Here is a 16,366-nt window from a genome sequence, read left to right as displayed (position 1 = left end):
AGCCGGGAGACGACCGAACACCTTGAAATGATTGGGTGCTCGTTCATTCGGAAGATTTGTGATGTTGGCGGAGATAGGCCTTTATGGCCTGCTCGGCGACCTCGTACGCCGGCCTCTCTTCCAGAATGGCAGCGCTCTTCAGAGCCTTGACCGTATCCGGGTGAAGATAAAGCAGGGTCGCGCGGAGACCTTTCGTCTGGGCGTTGTTCTTCACCTTGGATTTGGGTCGCGGCAAGCGCGGCTCCTATGGTCAGATATCTAAGTATCTAAGAATATCGCCGCTATAGCCGAACGCAATCGATTTTGCCCGCATTACTGGCTTTTCCACGATATTTCGCCCTATTGCCACGCCCATAATTTTTAGATATCTAAATATCTAATAACGAACGTTGACGATAAAACGAGGGTTTAGCTTGGCGCGCTCTCCCAATTTTACGAAGGGCTTTCCCGGCGGCTGGGGCGCCGTACGGGGCAATGGCAGACATCTCGCGCGACGTCGCCGGTCGGAGAAAGCGGTGCCTTCCTTCAAAAAGTTCTTCGGTGCGAAGACCGTGGTGCCGATCACGATTGCCTCGAAGCTGCAGTTAGATCTGGCCATACAGTGTTCGCTCGACCCGGAAATCAGGGCTCTTTCCTTCCTGCCCTGGCTGAATTTCCGCGGTGAGACGGTCGACGTCGGGATGATGGTCGCCGATTTCGACGTCGGCCGCTTCGTTCTGGACATCGTCGAGGATCGTCCCCTTCGCGACATCGATACCGAAGGAATGCACCTCTTGGCGATCGCCGAGCGCGGCATCGGCCTGATGGAATTCGATGCCGAGGATATCTTGTCCGAGCCCTTCGCATCGAACTGCAGGGAGGTCTGGAGGCATCGGCCGACCGCACCGTTGCCTTCGACCCAAGCGTCGATTCTTGGCGAACTGAGCCGTCACGGGTCCATCACGATCCGAGAGCTTTCGAAGGCGATCGGTTTCGACGGCGACATTGCGCCCGCCGTCTATTGGTTGGCGTGCGCCGATCTCGTCGAACTCGAGCTCGCGCCGGCATTGGGCGGCGAAACTCTCGTCTCGATCCGAAGCTCCAGGCTTGCGACGCCAGGCGAACGCGTCGTCGGGGAAAAGTGATGGTACGGCATCTCTTTCCGCATTCCGATGGCGTGGCGTCGTCGAATTGCGCCGACGTCTTAGCTCGCCGCGCGAGCGCATCCATTGCGGTCCCGGCGGATGACTGGCGGGAGAGTTTGATGCGATCGCATCCAGACTTCTTCCCTAGGCTGCCAGGCGGGCCGGCGTTGCCTCTTTGCGGACCCGGTTGGCGCGACATCATCGAGCGGTGCTGCGTCCGGATCGAGGACGCGCTCTCCCGCCGAGAAATCTTCCGTTTCGAGCGGATCGCGGAGTTTCAGGGCGTGCTTCGATTCTATTGGGGCGGTTCGCTGTCGGCTCCGTCGGAGGCCGAGGTACGCCTCGCAATCGATCTGGCCGAGGCCCGGAGCCAGTGCGTCTGCGAAATCTGCGGCGGGCGAGGGCGCCTTCATCGACACGACAACTCGTTCGAAACTCGCTGCTCGGCACATGCCTATGGCAGACCGGTGCCGGTCAAGCCCGGCATCGAGAACATGCATCTGAGGCAAAAGACCGTGGTCGGACGCGTGCGCGCTATTGTTTGCAGCCTCTATGATTTCGAACACGACGCGTTTTTGGACGTCGGCCCGAGTGAGCTCTGACATGGCGGCACCCCTCCATACAGATTCGGGGTCGGCACCGATCGGATCCTTCCTCCGGCCTCGGGATAAGCTGCGACTTTGGGTCATGTCCGACATACATCTGGAGCTGACCCGCGGCTGGGATTTGCCTGCAGAAGACGCGCGCCCGCAGTTCGACGTCTTGGTGGTCGCCGGCGATCTCGTGCCGCGGGCCGAACGCGGCGTGAAGTGGCTGCTCGAGCACGTAAACGACCGCCCGGTGATCTACGTGTTGGGCAACCACGAATTTTACGGAACCGACGTCGATCGGACCGTCGAGAAGGCCCAGGCCGCGGCCGCCGGCACGAACGTGCGCGTCCTTCAGAACGGGATCGCCCGGACCGGGAACGTCACTTTCGCCGGCTGCACGCTCTGGACAGATTTCGCGATCAACGGCGACGCTCGTCGCTCGATGGCGATCGCCGCGGAGCGCATGAACGACTTCAGAAAAATCAGGACGAACCGCTACGCCGAGCGCTTCCGGCCGTCGCACGCGCTGGCCAGGCACAAGGACTCGCGCGCGTTCCTGGAGGCCGAACTGCGCAGACCCCGGGGCGACGAAAAATTCGTGATCGTCAGTCACCACGCGCCAATTCCTGAGATGTCCGTCTCTCCAAGCGGATCGGGCGACGATCCCGCGCTGGACGCGGCGTTCCGCAGCGACCTCCGGGCGTTGATGTCGCCGGCGCCGGACGACGGGCGCGGCGAGCTTCGCCCGGCCGACCTGTGGGTTTTCGGGCACACGCACCAATCCTTCGATGCCGTTGTCGGCGGATCGACTCGCGTCCTCAGCAACGCGAAGGGGTATGGGCCGTGGCCCGGCCAACAGGCCACCTGGGACAACCAAAACTTCGACGAGAAGCTCGTCATCGAGATCTGAAAGGATTGGAAATGCGCGACCCGGGCGATACCGAGGACCCCCGAAGCTCCCCACGCAATGTCCGACGGGGCGGAGAACCGCGCGCGAAAAGGCAAACGCGCGAGAGGTCGCCCGGCATCGTGGTCCGCCTGGCGCCTAAACGCCTCGTCGACTTGCACGCGAAGCCCGGCACCGTCCTGCTCGACCGTGTGTTCAACCATCGGCTTCGTCGGTTCGAAGATCCGGAGGACGGCGCCGAGATCGGTTTCGACATGGAACTGAAGGAGGCCTCGTCGCCGGCCGGCTCTGAACCCGTGGCCGCGCTGGTCGCGGCGACGTTTGACGCCGCGACCACGCCAGCCCTCCGCCGCAGGCTGCGCCACGGCCAGGCCCTGTGCGTCGTCGTCCAGGTCCCGACGCCAGCGTGGGCGGAGCCGGTCTCCACCCACTACCGGGCCGCGTTCGGCGAGCGCTGGATTCAGCGCGTCAATTACGGCGCGGGCCAGACCGAATTCCAGGACCGGTCCGGATCGAACGCGGTCTCGCTGGCTCTGTCGGCGGGGCAGTCCGTGGTCGGCATTTCCGCCGACGCCAATCTGCTGCCGCGCACTCTCGTCGGCGCCGCCGACCTCGTGCTTGCCTTGGCGCCCCCGAACGCCGCGGTCGTGAAGGCGGCCATCGCGCGCGTGGCTGGCTGGGCGCCGGTGACCCTCGAAGATTCGACCGTCGCGGGCCTCGATCTCGACGACATCGTCGCTGCGCTGCGTCCCGGCACCGGCTCTCAGCGCATCGTGCAGCGGCTCGCATCGGCCGCGGCCGCCTTGCGCGCAAGCCGAAATCTCAAGCAGGAGGACAAGTGATGTTAGTCGTGAAAGTCGAGCTGTGGTCCGGAGGCGTCGGAGGACTGCACGAGCCGATCGGGACCCTTCATATCGGGAACCTCAGCAATCTCGCTGACGTGTCCGACTATCGGGTCGTCGCCATGGAGGTAGCTAATCCTCTGACCGGCGAACCGCCTGGGACGGCCGATTTCAAGGTCATGGGCCATCCGCGTCGGCAGCGTGTCTGGAGCCTGCTGCAGCGGGCCTGCGAAGAGGCCATGAAGGCCGACTGGGTCGATCTCCCGAGCGGGCGTCGGCCGGGTCCGAAGAACTAGCGCCTGTCGGAGGCTCTTCATGCTGATGGTCACCATCGAGCTTCTGCCAGCAGGATCCGAATCCTTGCGTCGTCCCATTGCGTCGATGTGCATCGACAACGAGGGCGGGCTCGACGACGTGTCGGACTACCTGGTTACGGCGATGGAATTGGCGAACCCGTTGACGGGGACGTCTCCCGGATTTGCCAACGCGTCGGTCTCGGCTCACGACCCCCGGCGGGGGATCTGGTCGCTGCTTCGGAAAGCCTGCGAAGAGATCGACAAGGCGGGATGGACTGCTTTCCAAGCCGAGGAGGACGGTGGACAGATCTGACTTGGCAGGATTCGAATCTTGCCTCCGCGGCCGGCGGTGGAGTTCAAACGCGGGCAGGAAGGGGCGGTACCTTTGAGCGGCTTGCGTAAGCTAATAGTGCGTCGAGAGATAGAGCTTGCCGAAGAAGGCATTCTCGCGACGATCAGGGAGTCCGAGTCCGGTGGGCCCGTGCGTCCGCTGATCACGGGGTGCGAACCGCATCCGACGGGGCGGCCGCTCTGCATCAAGGCCGGACATCGTTCTCTTCCATGGGAATCGATCAAGGTCGAATACCCTTTCATGGAAATCGCGGAGGTCGCCAGTCCGATCCGGTATCTCATGAGCCAGCCCCACAGGCTGACGATGCGGGTCGCCGGACCCGAGCGCACGCTCGACTTCTTCCCCGACTTCGAGCTTGTCGCAGACGCGCGCTTCGTGCGGGCCCTCGACGAGGGCACGCCGTTCTGGCTCGCGGCTATGCAATGGAAGCCCGACGGGGCGCCCTTCGACGGCCGACACGTCGTCGTCGAAGCGAAAGACGACAAGGATCCGCGGAACAAGGATCCGGATTATCTGCACAAGCTCGGGCTGGCGACGGACGTGTACGACCGCATCAACTACGCGTTCTTCGCGATCGTTCGTTCTCGCGATCTGCCTACCGCGGACGCTTGGAGCGCCGGCCACGACGTGTGGCTCGATCGGAAGACCGCGGTGACCGCCATCGACGTCGCCCGCGTTGTGCAAGTGCTGACCGCGGTGGGTGGTGCGGCCCCGTACTCGGTCGTAACGGCGGCGATCGGGTCGGGGCCCGCCGGGCGCGCCGCTCTCGCGGCGTTGCACGTCCGTCGCGTGGTGAGCATCGATCTGACGGTGGACATCAAGCGCGACCCGACCGTGCATTTGATGAACGACGGTGCAGCGTTGTTGTGATGTCCCTGGCCTCGCTTTGAAAGGAAAGCCCATGTTGTTTCGTTCACTCGATAATTCGTCAAAGACTGAATTGCTGACGTTTTTGGTGTCGCGCTACGACGCCAATCCGGTTGCTCTCAGTGATGTCGCCATATCTAGGTTTATCGACGCGAATCTCCGAGCTTCTGGCTTCGACGTTCGGGTCTCACCGAGCATGTTTCGTCGCGTGCTCAAGCTGTGGAACAGCCCCGAAGGCAGCCCCATGGCCACGGATAACGATCCGCGCTTTCCGCCGGTCGATGATGGCGAAGCGTTGCCATGACGGCCATACAGATACTCAAGCGCCCCGATCTGATCGGTCAGCAGCGGGCCGCGGACGAGCAGGTCGACCTCACGCCGCTCGATGTCAAGATCGACGAGCCGTATGTCGTTTGGCTGAACGACGAGCCCGCGCCGGTTACTGTGGAGTTCAAGAAATTCTATTCCAACGGTGTCCTGAAGTTCGTGAGGGCGTCGACGGACCAGGAAATTTTCATTCCGAAGGACGATTGGGAAACCATGCGTTCCGACGGCCGCGCCTGCCGCGTTCAAGTTGCCGGTCGCGGCCGCGATCCGAAAACGCTCGAAGATATCGACCCGCTGAGCCTACTGAACCCCAACGAGCCGAACATAAAGCCGAAGGAAAAGGCGAAGCGTTTGCTGGCGAAGAAGCGGCTTGATGAGGCTCGCGTCCTTCGATTCTTGGCGGTGGCATACGACGAGATGCCGGCGGGCGAGGGCCACGTCGGAGTGAACAGGTTCATCAGGGACGCCCTCGAAGGGACAAACTTCGAATGGACGCCTTCAGCCGGCGCGCTGCTTCGGGCGCTCAAGCGCTGCGGCGAGCCTGGAAATCGCCCGCTGAGCGCTTTCTTGAGCAAGCGTGGCCAGAAGCACGGAGGTCGGCGCTGGCCGGATAAGGTGCTCGAGTACGCCGTCGAGATGAACACGACGTTCTGGGCGAAGCGTGAAGTTCGCCAGAAGGAGGTCATCGCCGAGTTCTACGATTGCCTGAAAAAGGAGAACGATCGGCGTGGGGCCGAAGTAACCAAGCTGAACGAGGCGCGCAGGGAGAAGGGGCTTCCCGATCTGCGCGACGAGGAGATTTCATACGATCTGAAAGCGCTCCCCCGCCCGACGCGAGAAACGCTCCGCCTCTGGATCAATGCGGGCGAGAACTACTGGTCATACAAGACCAAGTACGGGGAGGAGAAGGCGCGTCGCCGCTTCATCGGCCGTGGTCGTCCGATCAAAGCGACCAGGGCGCTAGAATTTGTGATGATCGATCACACGAGGATCGACGCTTGGGCGGTGATCTACGACGAGGACGGCGTGAAGACACTCGTCGAACGCCCGTGGCTGACCCTAGCTATCGACGTCTATTCGCGGATGATCGTGGGCGCCGTCATCACTTACGAGCACCCGTCGGTGTACTCCGCGCTTCTCTGCCTGCGCCAGGTCGTCCGCAGGAAGAACTTCCTCATCGATCGCTTCGGGCATCACAAGGGGGCAACGGACGGTTGGGGCAAGCCCGGGACGGTCATCGTCGACAATGGCTGGGAATTCGTCGGAATGAGCTTCCAGGTGTGCTGCGAGGCCTGCGGCATCGACGTGATTTGGGCGCCCGTCAAAACTGGGGAATTCAAGAGTTACGCCGAGCGCGCGTTTGGCACGCTCAACACGATGGTTTGGCATAGACTCGAAGAGGGGATCCCGTTCAAGGCGCACGAGATGAGTGCGCTCAACCTGCATCCGGAGATCAAGGCGGTCCACACGAAGGAGTGGTTGCTCGACAAGATGTGGGAGGCCATCGTCACGATCTACCACGTCGAACCGCACGGCGAGGAGCAGATCGTGCCGGCCATCCGCTGGCGCGCCAGCCTTCTCGACAAAGGGCGACCGACTGTGGACGACGTCGCCGAGCTGGATAAAGTGTTGGGTCGGTCCCACATCGTCCTCCTTACCGCGGAGGGCGTCAGGCTCGATAACCATCGCTTCCACGACCAGAAGACAACGACCGTTCTGCTGGATCGCCTGCTTCGTTACAGCAAGAAAAAGGACCAGCGGAAGGGACCGAAGTCTAGCGGTACTATATTTCTGCTGGGAACGTCGGATCCGTCGGACTGCTCCTTCATCTTGTTGTGGGATTTCGTCCAGAAAAAGAACGTTAGGCTCCCGAACGTCAATCCGAATTTTTCGACGGGGCTCTCTTGGAAGACCGCGGCGGAGATCAAGAAGTTCGCAAAGGAACAGAACCTCGCCTTTCATACCGACGACGAGCGCTACGCCGCGCGGGCGGCGTTCAGCCGCTCGCTTAGGGAAGACATTCCATTCATTCCCTACCGCGATGCGCGCAAGGCCGCGACCGAACTCGATCGCCCCCAATTGGTCGACGGCGACACCGTGGTGCGCGTGAAGGGGCCGCCACTGACCGACGGATCCGAACCGATGGATATTCCGCAGGGCCTGCCCGCGCGGGAACGTGAAGGCGACCGTTTGCGCGAGAAGGCGCCCCGCAGAGGCGGCGCGGCGGCCACTCGGAAAGCGACAAAGAAGCGTGCCCAGAACCAAGACCGCAAGAACGCGGAGCGAGGGCGGAGCGAACCGGTCAAGCAGATCGAAAAACAGAAAGCCGAGGTCTCGGCATCGTACGCGATGACCCGTGAAGAGTCGCTGGCGAAGTTGGCGGCTCTTAAGAAGAAAATGGGGGCATAGCCATCATGTCCATCAGAGGCAAGATCGGGTCGGCTTTCAACGACATTCGCATTTTCAACGATCGGCTTCTCGATGCCCATGATATATTCGATGACCTCAGGCAGGTCACGCGCGAGTCGCCTCAAGAGCCGAAACGCTGCGCCACGATATTCGCCCCGACGCATAGCGGCAAGAGCATGTGCGTCAAGACGTATCTTGAGACGCGCGTCGTAGACGAGGCGATCAAGCGCGGACTGTTTCCAAAGGACATGAAACGCAACGAGATCGCGAGCAAGCAGCGCATCGTCATCTACATCACCTTGGAGGGAGTGACGACGATCAAGAATCTCGCCGAGGAAATTCTTCGCGCCCTGAACGTCGAAGCGGAAGGCAATACCCAGCAACTCCTCAAGCTTTGCTACGATCATATCGTAGCGCTGGGAGTGGAATTGATTATCGTCGACGAAGTCCAACATCTCAGACCGACGAAGCAGCGCAGCAAGTATGCCGAGAAGAACGAAAACGACGCGGGTATCGCGAACACTCTCAAGGTCATGCTGATCCGCGGCGTGTGCCCGATGGTCTTCATCGGGGTGACGGAAGCCCGTACCCTGTTGTTCGGCGACGACCAACTCGACGGCCGGGTTTTGGAGGAAATATCGTTCGATCGACTGGACTATGGCGTGGCCGCTCAGCGGGAGATGTTCATCGAGTATCTCGGCATGCTCGGCCTGAAGTTGAAGGAGCATGGCTTGTTCGAAGAAGAATCTAATCTTCTCGATGGCGACATCCCCGAGTGTCTCCACGTCGTGTCCGGAGGACGCGTTGGCTATGTCTCGCGCATTGTGGAGCAGGCGGCAGTCATCGCTGCGAAGGCCGGTAGTCCTTGTGTATTGCGCTCGCACCTTGAGGCGGCCGTCGACAAGTGGGCGATTCCGCGGCTAATCGACTACAATCCCTTCCCGACCGGCGTGCGGAAGGCCGAGCTGAAATGAGGTTCGCTTTCCCCATTCAGCCGATGCCGGACGAGTGCCTCGGTGGACTTGTCCTGCGTGCGACGGCGTCCAACTTCCGCAGAAGTCCGCTGACCGCCCTGCGAAGTGCCGGTATCGTCACGCACAAGCCCCAGTCGCTTTGCAGCAGATCGCCGGATCTCGCGAAGACGATCGCTGACTTCGTCGGCACGGCGGATGTCGTGAGCGTGGCGACCAAATTCCATCCTCAATTGGATGAGCATGCCGGGAGGATTGATTTTTTCGGAGAACCCCTTCGGGCGTTTTACCGGGATGCCCAGAAACGTCGCGTCTCCCCCCGCGCGCTCAAGCTCGGCGGATGGATGCGCGCAATGTGGTCGGTGAAGTTATTCGGGTTCGACCCAGCCACTAAGGAGACGCTAATCGATTCTTGCCCGGTCTGCGCCAAGCCGCTCGGATGGACGGTGACCTACGGCGTCGCCTTTTGCGATCACTGCTATCGACCGGAAAAATTCTTGGGCGCGATCTGGAAGTATCCGGGAGTTGATCTGCGTGATTTCCCGCAACCGATGGTCGAGGTGAACGATCTCCAGGCGCTTGATTTCGTCACGAACTTGATCGACCCGGCGCCGGGAAGGAAAGAGGTCGCCCGGCGCCTTGTCCCGGAAATGTGGTCCGACTTGTCGAATGGAGATATATTCGAAGTTGTGCTCCACTTTGCGAGCATGCAGCTTGCCGAGAGCTGGGACACGAAGCGCAACGCCATCCGCAGAAGGGCGAAATCCGGCGAGGGCTGGGATAAGTTCACGCCCGAGGTGCTGTCCGTTGCAGGGCGCGCCCTCATCGACGGGGCAGCAGGCCTCGAGCGGTTCGGCGACTTCCTGCGTGATCAAAGTAAGGAAAAGTCCCGCGAGAGGACGTATGGATGGTTTAGCGAGCTCGGGCCGCTCGGCATCATGGACCGGAACCTGTGCGCTTCGGCGAGAATGATCCTCGGTAACGCGGTGACGACGTATTTCGAAACTCGCAGCGATCCCGACATGAAGCCCATCGCCCACCTCGCCGAGAAATACGGCGTTCTCCGGTCGGGACTTAGCGAGCTCGTCAAGAGCGGCCTGATTCCGGCGATCAAATTCGACAACCTTGAGAAATCTCCCGTTCTGGTTTCGGAGAAGGCGTTCAAGCCGATCGCCGAGCGGAAGCAGGAAGTTATTTCGGGAACGATGACGGCACCCAGGGTCGGCGTCCATCTAAAGGATCTCGAAGAGCTCGAAAAAATCGGACTGCTTGTCCGCGTCGATGGTCCAGTGCTCAAGCTTCTGCGATCGTCCGTCTACTACACGAAGAGTTCCGTTGATGACTTGGCCGCGAAAATTTCGCAGAAGGCGGTAGTCGATGAGGGCGACGACACGGTTCGGCTGAGAGTCGCCTTGCGATCGGTCGGCGCTCGGAGCGTGCCATGGGCGGTCATAGTGGCGGCGATCGCCGACGGTCGCCTGGCCGTGACGACCGTGAAGCCGTCTGCCATCTCGTTGGGTGAGAGGTTGGCGATCCGTGACCTGAGCTCTTTGCGGCAGTTGATCGAAGAGCGAATGGCCGAAGCTACCCCATCGCTGCAATGGGTCGGCAAGTTCGAAGCTGCGGAGCTGCTGGGCACAAACGATGTAGCGGTGTGGCGCCTCGCGAAGGTCGGAAAGCTGAAGCAGCACGCCGACGCGCCCGTAAATTCTCCGTTCAAACGCGCTGAAATCGAAAGGTTGGCGAAGGAGACAATCTTCACGCCGGAGATCGTTCGGATCGGCCGGTTCCGGACCTACCGCGAAGCATCGACGTGGCTCGCGAACCAGGGGCTGAATCCGGTTCTTGAGCTCAAGAAGGCCGGATGGAAGGTGTACTTTCGCGCGAAGGTCGAGATGGCCCTTAGCGCCAGGATCGAGCAATTGCCGAAGCCCGAGCGGAAATTGCCACCTCCTCGCCCGAAAGGCATTCTTCACGGACCGGAATCTCCAGAGGGGCGCGCGGCCGCGAGGCAGGAGGCGCAAGACCATACGCGCATCGGCTATGCAACCGCGGCCTCCGTGCTCGGTTGCTCGATTTTTGCCGTTCAGAGATTGGTGGCCATCGGGAAACTGATTGCAGACGCCACGGTCACCCCGTTCGAACGTCGGCATGTCGAGGCGTTGGCGAAGGCGGCAATCTTCCTGCCGGAGATCATGGCGCGCTCGGGCTACAAGCAGGATCGGAACGTCATCAAATGGCTGAACGCCAACGAAGTTCGGCCGGTGCTTCGGCTGAAAGAGAATAAGGTGCCGATGTTCGATCGGACCGCCGTCGAGAATATTCTGGGACGCCCGGTCTCAATCGGAAACGCATACCCCAAGGAGACAAAACGCAGACTGCTTGCGCTGGTGGATGGTGGAAGCAGCGTCCATCAGGCCTCAAAGACTTGCGATGTCGAATATACGACGGCGAAGGCTTGGGTGAGGGCTAGGCGATCGCTACTCCTCAAGACGCCAGTCGCTGGCGTATCTCGGATGCATCTTGGGTAAGTCGGAGAATCTCTTGGGCGTGCCGGTGCGCTGACGCTGCCTGATACGATGCGCCCAAACCTGCGATCTTGTAATCCGGTCGCGGCGCACCTTCAGCTTGACGCGATCCAACTCGCGGAGCGGCGTGACGGGAATCGCCTTCAACACCGCCTTTTTTGCTTCGATCACTTCCGGAAATGGATCCACAGCGCCGTCGCGACGTTTCAGCGTCAGGGCGTACAGATAGAGATGCTCTATCGTCGCGAATATCTCCGCGAGAGCACCTCCGAGGGTGTTGGTCACGCCAGAGCGGTTCTGCTTCCGGGCGGCATGACCGTTCTCCTCTTGAGCAGTCGTTTTTTCCGCAATACGTTTTCTAAAAAGGGGACCGAAGCGCTTCTCGATCACTTTCAGCCGCTTCTGGACTTGCCCCGAGTTCAGTTTTGCGGCTTCGGAGGTTGCTTCGAGGCCATTCCTGGGCTGGATTTGGCATTGGTCGACCACCGTGACCCAGAGGAATAGATCCGCCAGCGAGATGTCGTGCTCGCGCTCGGTCCGCTTCCGCTTCGATTTCGAATCCTTCTTCGTTGCCGAGGATTTTGCGGCTCGTTTCGCCGGAACTCCTTTCACTGATCGTCCCCCATTCCCCATCCCCGAGGAGGCTAAGGGAAGAAGGTGAGTGGTTCGCTAACGTTTGAATCGAAACCGTCCAATCGCGCTCGCCGCGCCAAAACTGATAACTTGTCAGAATATCGGAGTCGCGTTTTCCGAGGCGACAGACTAGGGTGTTTTTGGCGGCGGTGGACTGAAGTGCGAAGGATCTAGAGACGGTTTTCGGCGAGACCGGTGGAGACGATTGAGGCGGAATCGTACTTGACCTGGTCTACCCGGGCAGAGGCAGGAAAATCGGCGGGAGGCTCCGGTTTTCAAGCGTCGGACCTGATCTAGGACGGAAGTGCCGAACGGGTTGGGCGACTCAACTTTGAGCAGTAGGGCCTGATCAGTGGCGAAGTAGGCTGGGCTGCCCAGGACGAACGTGGTTCGCTTTCAAATCTTTTGTCGGCAATAGCCCGGTAACCATTGGTTAACCGGGCAATTGCCGTTTGCGCATCTGGCCTACACGCCGGGTGGGTCGGGCCAATTACCCTAAATCAGCAAAATCGACTCGTGATTTCTTGGAAATCGGCGAAATCGACTCACGATTCTTGGTAAATCGACTCACGATCGTTTGGAATCGACTCGGACCAAATTTGGCGCGACACGAAGGGCGAAGCGTGGTGGGCCCGGCAGGACTCGAACCTGCAACCAGACCGTTATGAGCGGCCGGCTCTAACCATTGAGCTACAGGCCCCGCCGCGAGACGGCCGCGGGAATGCGTGCGGCCGGCAACGGTGCGCGGTTCGTTTACAAGGCTGGAGGCGAGGGTGCAATGCCGGCCCTGGCGGATCGGGAACGCCGATGCGGCACCGCAGGTGATTTTCGAATACCCGAAACTTGCGATGATGCCCTTATAGTCCTGTTTTGCCCGACGGCGCAAATCGGCTCCGGCACGGTTCGTGGGGTCGCTTCCATAACCCCTTGTAATTGCTAGCCTCGTCTACTGTGCATGGGGTTGTTTTCGCAGTTTTTGATTTGAAGGGGCCTGTCGGCCCCCTTAAACGTCCTGTCGACGCGCGGCAAGCCCGGCCGCGGAGCCGCCGCTAGTCCACCGAGACCCCGGCGAACTCCACCACCTTGCGCCACTTCTCCGTCTCGTCCACGACCAGCTTGCCGAACTCGGCCGGCGTCATCGGTTTGGGGATGCCGCCGGTCTCCGCGAGGCGGGCCACCAGCTTGGGGTCCTTCAGCGCCTCGCCGACGGCCTTGTTGAGGATCTCGATCACCTCTGGCGGCGTGCCCTTCGGCGCGGAGATGCCGTAGAAGCCGACCGATTCGAAGCCGGGCACGGTCTCGGCGATCGCAGGCACGTCGGGCACGCTTGGCCAGCGCTTCGGCGAGGTCACGCCGAGCGCGCGGACATTGCCGCCCTTGGCCTGCTCCAGCGCGGACGGCAGATTGTCGAAGATCAGCTGCACCTTGTTGGAGATGATGTCGGGGAAGGCGATCGCCGAGCCGCGATAGGGCACGTGCACCATGTCGCATTTGGTCATCACCTTGAACAGCTCCGCCGACATGTGCACCGAGGTGCCGTTGCCGGACGAGGCAAAGGAGATCTTCCCGGGATTGGCCTTGCAGTAGTCGATGAACTCCTGAACCGTCTTCACGGGCATCGCGTTGGAGACGACCAGCATGTTGGTGAGCTGCATGATGCTCGCGACCGGCACGGTGTCGCGCAGGAAGTCGTAAGGCAGCTTCTTGTAGAGCGAGGTCGAGATCGCGTTGTTGGGCGCGACGAACAGCAGCGTGTAGCCGTCGGGGGCTGCGTTGATCGCGGCGGCGGCGGCGATGTTGCCGCCGGAGCCGGCGCGGTTCTCGACGACGAATTGCTGGCCGAGATGGTCCGACAGCCACTGCGCCATGATCCGCGCCACGATGTCGACCGGGCCGCCGGCGGCGAAGCCGATCATCCAGTGCACGGGGCGGTCGGGATATGCGGCGGAGGCAGGAGGTGCGGCGCTGAAAAGACTTAAGAGAAAAACCAGCCCGAAAACATAGTTACGCAAAATTCGCAACATGACGCCTCCCATTGCATTATTGTCGTTGGGCTGCATGCTTTCACAAAATCGGGCCGCTGCCTACATCGTCGCAAGTCGGTGTTGACGCAGGTCCGCCGGGAACGACCATGAGATTCGCGATCATCCTTCTCGCCGCGGCGCTGCTCTTAAGCCCCGCTGCTGCTCAAACCGGAGGCACGGCCATTCCGACCACGACACTCAGCCTCGGCACCGCAACGCCCGGCGGCGGCTTCCCGCTCTACGGCAACGCCTTTGCGGAGGTGATGAACGCGGCCGATCCGCAAATCACCATCGCACCCCGCAACACCAAGGGCAGCAACGAGAACATTCCGCTGTTGGAGAAGGGCGAGCTCGATCTCGCCTTGGTCGCGGGCGAGCCGGCCTACGAGGCCTTCGCCGGCATCGGCCGTGCGAAGGTGCGGCTGAAGATTCTCACCGCGATCTATTCCAACCCCGGCATGTTCGTGGTGCGGGCCGACAGCCCCTACAAGACCATTCGCGATCTCGTTGGCCAGCCTGTTGCGTTCGGCGCCAAGGGCTCGGGCCTGCCGATCCTCGCGCGCTACGTGCTCGATGGCCTCGGGCTGAGGCAGGACGAGGATTTCAAGGCCGTCTATCTCGACCGCGCCGGCGACGGCCCCGCGATGGTCGAGGACGGACGCGTCGCCGCGCTGTGGGGCGCCGGCATCGGCTGGCCCGGCTTTGCCGCGGTGGCATCGAGCGCATCAGGCGCGCGCTTCATCGCGCCCAGCGAGGAAGAGGTCACGCGCATCCGCGCCAAGCATTCGTTCCTGAAGCCGATGATCGTGCCCGCCGGCAGCTACCCGAAGCAGGCCGAGCCGATCGCCTCGCTCGGTTCGTGGAGTTTTGTCCTCACGCGCGAGGATCTGCCGGACGATGTCGCCTACCGGCTGGCGAAGACGCTGCATGGCGTGGAGGCGACGTTCTGCAAGAAGCTCGCGCAGGCCTGCGAGACGACCGCGGCGAACACCGTCGCGGCCGCGCCGAAGCCGGAGCTGATTCATCCGGGCGTGATGAAGTACTTTCGCGAGATCGGGGTGGTGAAATGACGGTCGCTCCCTAAGCGGCCGTCATTCCGGGGCGCGCAAAGCGCGAACCCGGAATCTCGAGATTCTCAGGTGCGCAATTGCGCACCGTAGTTCGGTGCTTTGCACCGCCCCGGAATGACGATCGCTTTAAGCGATCGTCACTTCTTCACCATCGCACACGCCGGGTCCGGCGGCCCGAACGCCTTGTCGCCCGAGATGGTCGTGAGGATCTTGTAATAGTCCCACGGGTATTTGCTTTCCTCCGGCGTCTTCACCTGCACCAGCCAGAGGTCGTGCACCATCAGATTGTCCTCGCGCAGCTTGCCGTTGCGGGCGAAGAAATCCTCGATCGGCTTTTCCCGCATCTTCGCGGCGACCTTGAGCGGATCATCGGTGCCGGTCTCCTTGACGGCGTTGAGATAGTGCATCACGCTCGAATAGACGCCGGCCTGCCACATCGACGGCATCTTGTTCATCTTGGCGAAATAGCGCTTCGACCATTCGCGCGTCTTGTCGTCCATGTCCCAGTAGAACGAGGTGGTCAGCAACAGGCCTTGCGCCGCCTGCAGGCCGAGGCCGTGGATGTCGGTGATCAGCGCCAGCAGCGCCGCCATCTGCTGGCCGCCCTTGAACACGCCGAACTCCGAGCCAGTCTTGATCTCGTTCATGTTGTTCGGGGGGCCTGCCGCAATGCCGATGATCTTGGCCTTGGAGGCCTGCGCCTGCAGCACGAACGATGAGAGGTCGGGCGTTGCCAGCGGCGGCTTCACCGAGCCCAGCACCTTGCCGCCATTGGCGGTGACGACGCTGGAGGCATCGCGCTCCAGCGAATGGCCGAAGGCGTAGTCGTCGGTGATGAAGAACCAGCTGTCGCCGCCGCGCTTGACCACGGCATCCGCGGTGCCGACCGCGAGCGCGCGGGTGTCGAACACCCACTGGATCGCGTAAGGAGAGCAGAACTTGCCGTGGAAATCGGCGGTGCCGGTGGAGTGGGTGATGAACAGCCGCTTCTTCTCGTTGGCGATGTTCTGCACCGCGAGCCCGACCGCCGAGACCGGCACGTCGACGATCAGATCGACCTGGTCGACGTCGTACCAGCGCCGCGCGATGGCGCCGCCGATATCGGCCTTGAGCTGGTGGTCGCCGATCACGATGCTGATCGGCTTGCCGAGCACGGTGCCGCCGAAATCGTCGATCGCCATCTGCGCCGCCGTCACCGAGCCCTGGCCGGTCGGCGCGGAAGCGGGACCGTTCATGTCGGTGAGCACGCCGATCTTGACGACGTTGTCGGAAACCTGCGCCATTGCGGCGCCCGGCAGCAGGGCTGCCGCCAAGAACGTCGCTGCAAAGCCGGCCGCGACCGGCAGTCCAAATCTTGCTGGATTCACGCTTGTCCTCCCCTGATCCGGCTCGTTGGCCGGTGTTGCCCGGGTATGCCCGGCTGAAT

The 16,366-nt window shown here is 61.7% G+C and carries 16 protein-coding genes and 1 tRNA gene; 12 read left to right on the top strand and 5 right to left on the bottom strand.

The window, feature by feature from the left end; all coding sequences use genetic code 11:
• Positions 1-43: 43 nt before the first annotated feature.
• Entirely contained in the window at positions 44-235 is a 192-nt protein-coding gene (locus AB5K84_RS35905; RefSeq protein WP_028150823.1) for a hypothetical protein, read from the bottom strand.
• A gap of 280 nt (positions 236-515) precedes the next feature.
• On the opposite strand from AB5K84_RS35905, the gene AB5K84_RS35900 reads away from it, so the two are divergent.
• The 11 genes from AB5K84_RS35900 to AB5K84_RS35850 all read left to right on the top strand — a co-directional run bounded on the left by AB5K84_RS35900 (position 516) and on the right by AB5K84_RS35850 (position 11,216).
• Positions 516-1,124: a hypothetical protein gene (locus AB5K84_RS35900; RefSeq protein WP_038966571.1), complete on the top strand. Its 609-nt coding sequence runs from the start codon at positions 516-518 to the stop codon at positions 1,122-1,124.
• Positions 1,124-1,726: a hypothetical protein gene (locus AB5K84_RS35895; protein WP_038966572.1), complete on the top strand. Its 603-nt coding sequence runs from the start codon at positions 1,124-1,126 to the stop codon at positions 1,724-1,726. The genes AB5K84_RS35900 and AB5K84_RS35895 overlap by 1 nt, the downstream gene beginning before the upstream one ends.
• Before the next feature lie 40 nt (positions 1,727-1,766).
• The gene (locus tag AB5K84_RS35890; RefSeq protein WP_416412346.1) at positions 1,767-2,624 is read left to right on the top strand and encodes a metallophosphoesterase; all 858 of its coding nucleotides are present in this window, start codon (positions 1,767-1,769) and stop codon (positions 2,622-2,624) included.
• An 11-nt stretch (positions 2,625-2,635) separates the two neighbouring features.
• Positions 2,636-3,463 carry a hypothetical protein gene (locus tag AB5K84_RS35885; protein ID WP_157839408.1) on the top strand — a complete coding sequence of 276 codons (828 nt, stop codon included), beginning with the start codon at positions 2,636-2,638 and terminating at the stop codon, positions 3,461-3,463.
• Complete coding sequence (locus tag AB5K84_RS35880; protein ID WP_083860092.1) at positions 3,463-3,759, top strand: hypothetical protein; 297 nt, start codon at positions 3,463-3,465, stop codon at positions 3,757-3,759. Before AB5K84_RS35885 ends, AB5K84_RS35880 begins: the two co-directional genes overlap by 1 nt.
• 19 nt (positions 3,760-3,778) lie before the next feature.
• The gene (locus AB5K84_RS35875; RefSeq protein ID WP_051000319.1) at positions 3,779-4,072 is read left to right on the top strand and encodes a hypothetical protein; all 294 of its coding nucleotides are present in this window, start codon (positions 3,779-3,781) and stop codon (positions 4,070-4,072) included.
• Positions 4,073-4,240: 168 nt separating this feature from the next.
• Positions 4,241-4,981: a hypothetical protein gene (locus AB5K84_RS35870; protein ID WP_038966575.1), complete on the top strand. Its 741-nt coding sequence runs from the start codon at positions 4,241-4,243 to the stop codon at positions 4,979-4,981.
• Positions 4,982-5,012: 31 nt separating this feature from the next.
• Positions 5,013-5,282, top strand: coding sequence for a hypothetical protein (locus tag AB5K84_RS35865; RefSeq protein WP_157839409.1), 270 nt, complete (start codon positions 5,013-5,015; stop codon positions 5,280-5,282).
• Entirely contained in the window at positions 5,279-7,714 is a 2,436-nt protein-coding gene (locus AB5K84_RS35860) for an integrase catalytic domain-containing protein (RefSeq protein ID WP_178372795.1), read from the top strand. The genes AB5K84_RS35865 and AB5K84_RS35860 overlap by 4 nt, the downstream gene beginning before the upstream one ends.
• A 5-nt stretch (positions 7,715-7,719) precedes the next feature.
• Positions 7,720-8,688 carry an AAA family ATPase gene (locus AB5K84_RS35855; protein WP_441232724.1) on the top strand — a complete coding sequence of 323 codons (969 nt, stop codon included), beginning with the start codon at positions 7,720-7,722 and terminating at the stop codon, positions 8,686-8,688.
• Positions 8,685-11,216, top strand: a complete 2,532-nt coding sequence (locus AB5K84_RS35850; RefSeq protein ID WP_162494063.1) for a hypothetical protein — start codon at positions 8,685-8,687, stop codon at positions 11,214-11,216. Before AB5K84_RS35855 ends, AB5K84_RS35850 begins: the two co-directional genes overlap by 4 nt.
• Here AB5K84_RS35850 and AB5K84_RS35845 read toward each other — a convergent pair.
• From AB5K84_RS35845 to AB5K84_RS35835, 3 genes are all read right to left on the bottom strand, one after another.
• Positions 11,166-11,825: a hypothetical protein gene (locus tag AB5K84_RS35845; RefSeq protein WP_063921409.1), complete on the bottom strand. Its 660-nt coding sequence runs from the start codon at positions 11,823-11,825 to the stop codon at positions 11,166-11,168. The genes AB5K84_RS35850 and AB5K84_RS35845 overlap by 51 nt on opposite strands.
• A 645-nt stretch (positions 11,826-12,470) precedes the next feature.
• Positions 12,471-12,546 (bottom strand) — tRNA-Ile (locus AB5K84_RS35840).
• 349 nt (positions 12,547-12,895) lie between these two features.
• A complete protein-coding gene (locus AB5K84_RS35835) occupies positions 12,896-13,870 on the bottom strand; it encodes a Bug family tripartite tricarboxylate transporter substrate binding protein (protein ID WP_038966584.1) in 975 nt (324 codons plus the stop codon).
• 107 nt (positions 13,871-13,977) lie between these two features.
• Between AB5K84_RS35835 and AB5K84_RS35830 the strand changes: the two genes are divergently transcribed.
• Positions 13,978-14,940 (top strand): TAXI family TRAP transporter solute-binding subunit, encoded by a 963-nt coding sequence (locus AB5K84_RS35830; RefSeq protein ID WP_011085091.1) that lies wholly within the window; start codon positions 13,978-13,980, stop codon positions 14,938-14,940.
• Positions 14,941-15,077: 137 nt separating this feature from the next.
• Here AB5K84_RS35830 and AB5K84_RS35825 read toward each other — a convergent pair whose 3' ends face one another.
• Positions 15,078-16,307: an ABC transporter substrate-binding protein gene (locus tag AB5K84_RS35825; protein WP_011085092.1), complete on the bottom strand. Its 1,230-nt coding sequence runs from the start codon at positions 16,305-16,307 to the stop codon at positions 15,078-15,080.
• Between the last annotated feature and the right edge of the window lie 59 nt (positions 16,308-16,366).

This window comes from Bradyrhizobium sp. 1200_D9_N1_1 (assembly GCF_052075915.1).
Classification (GTDB): domain Bacteria; phylum Pseudomonadota; class Alphaproteobacteria; order Rhizobiales; family Xanthobacteraceae; genus Bradyrhizobium; species Bradyrhizobium diazoefficiens.
Note: the sequence above shows the minus strand (reverse complement) of the source record. Positions and strands in the feature narration are given on the sequence as shown.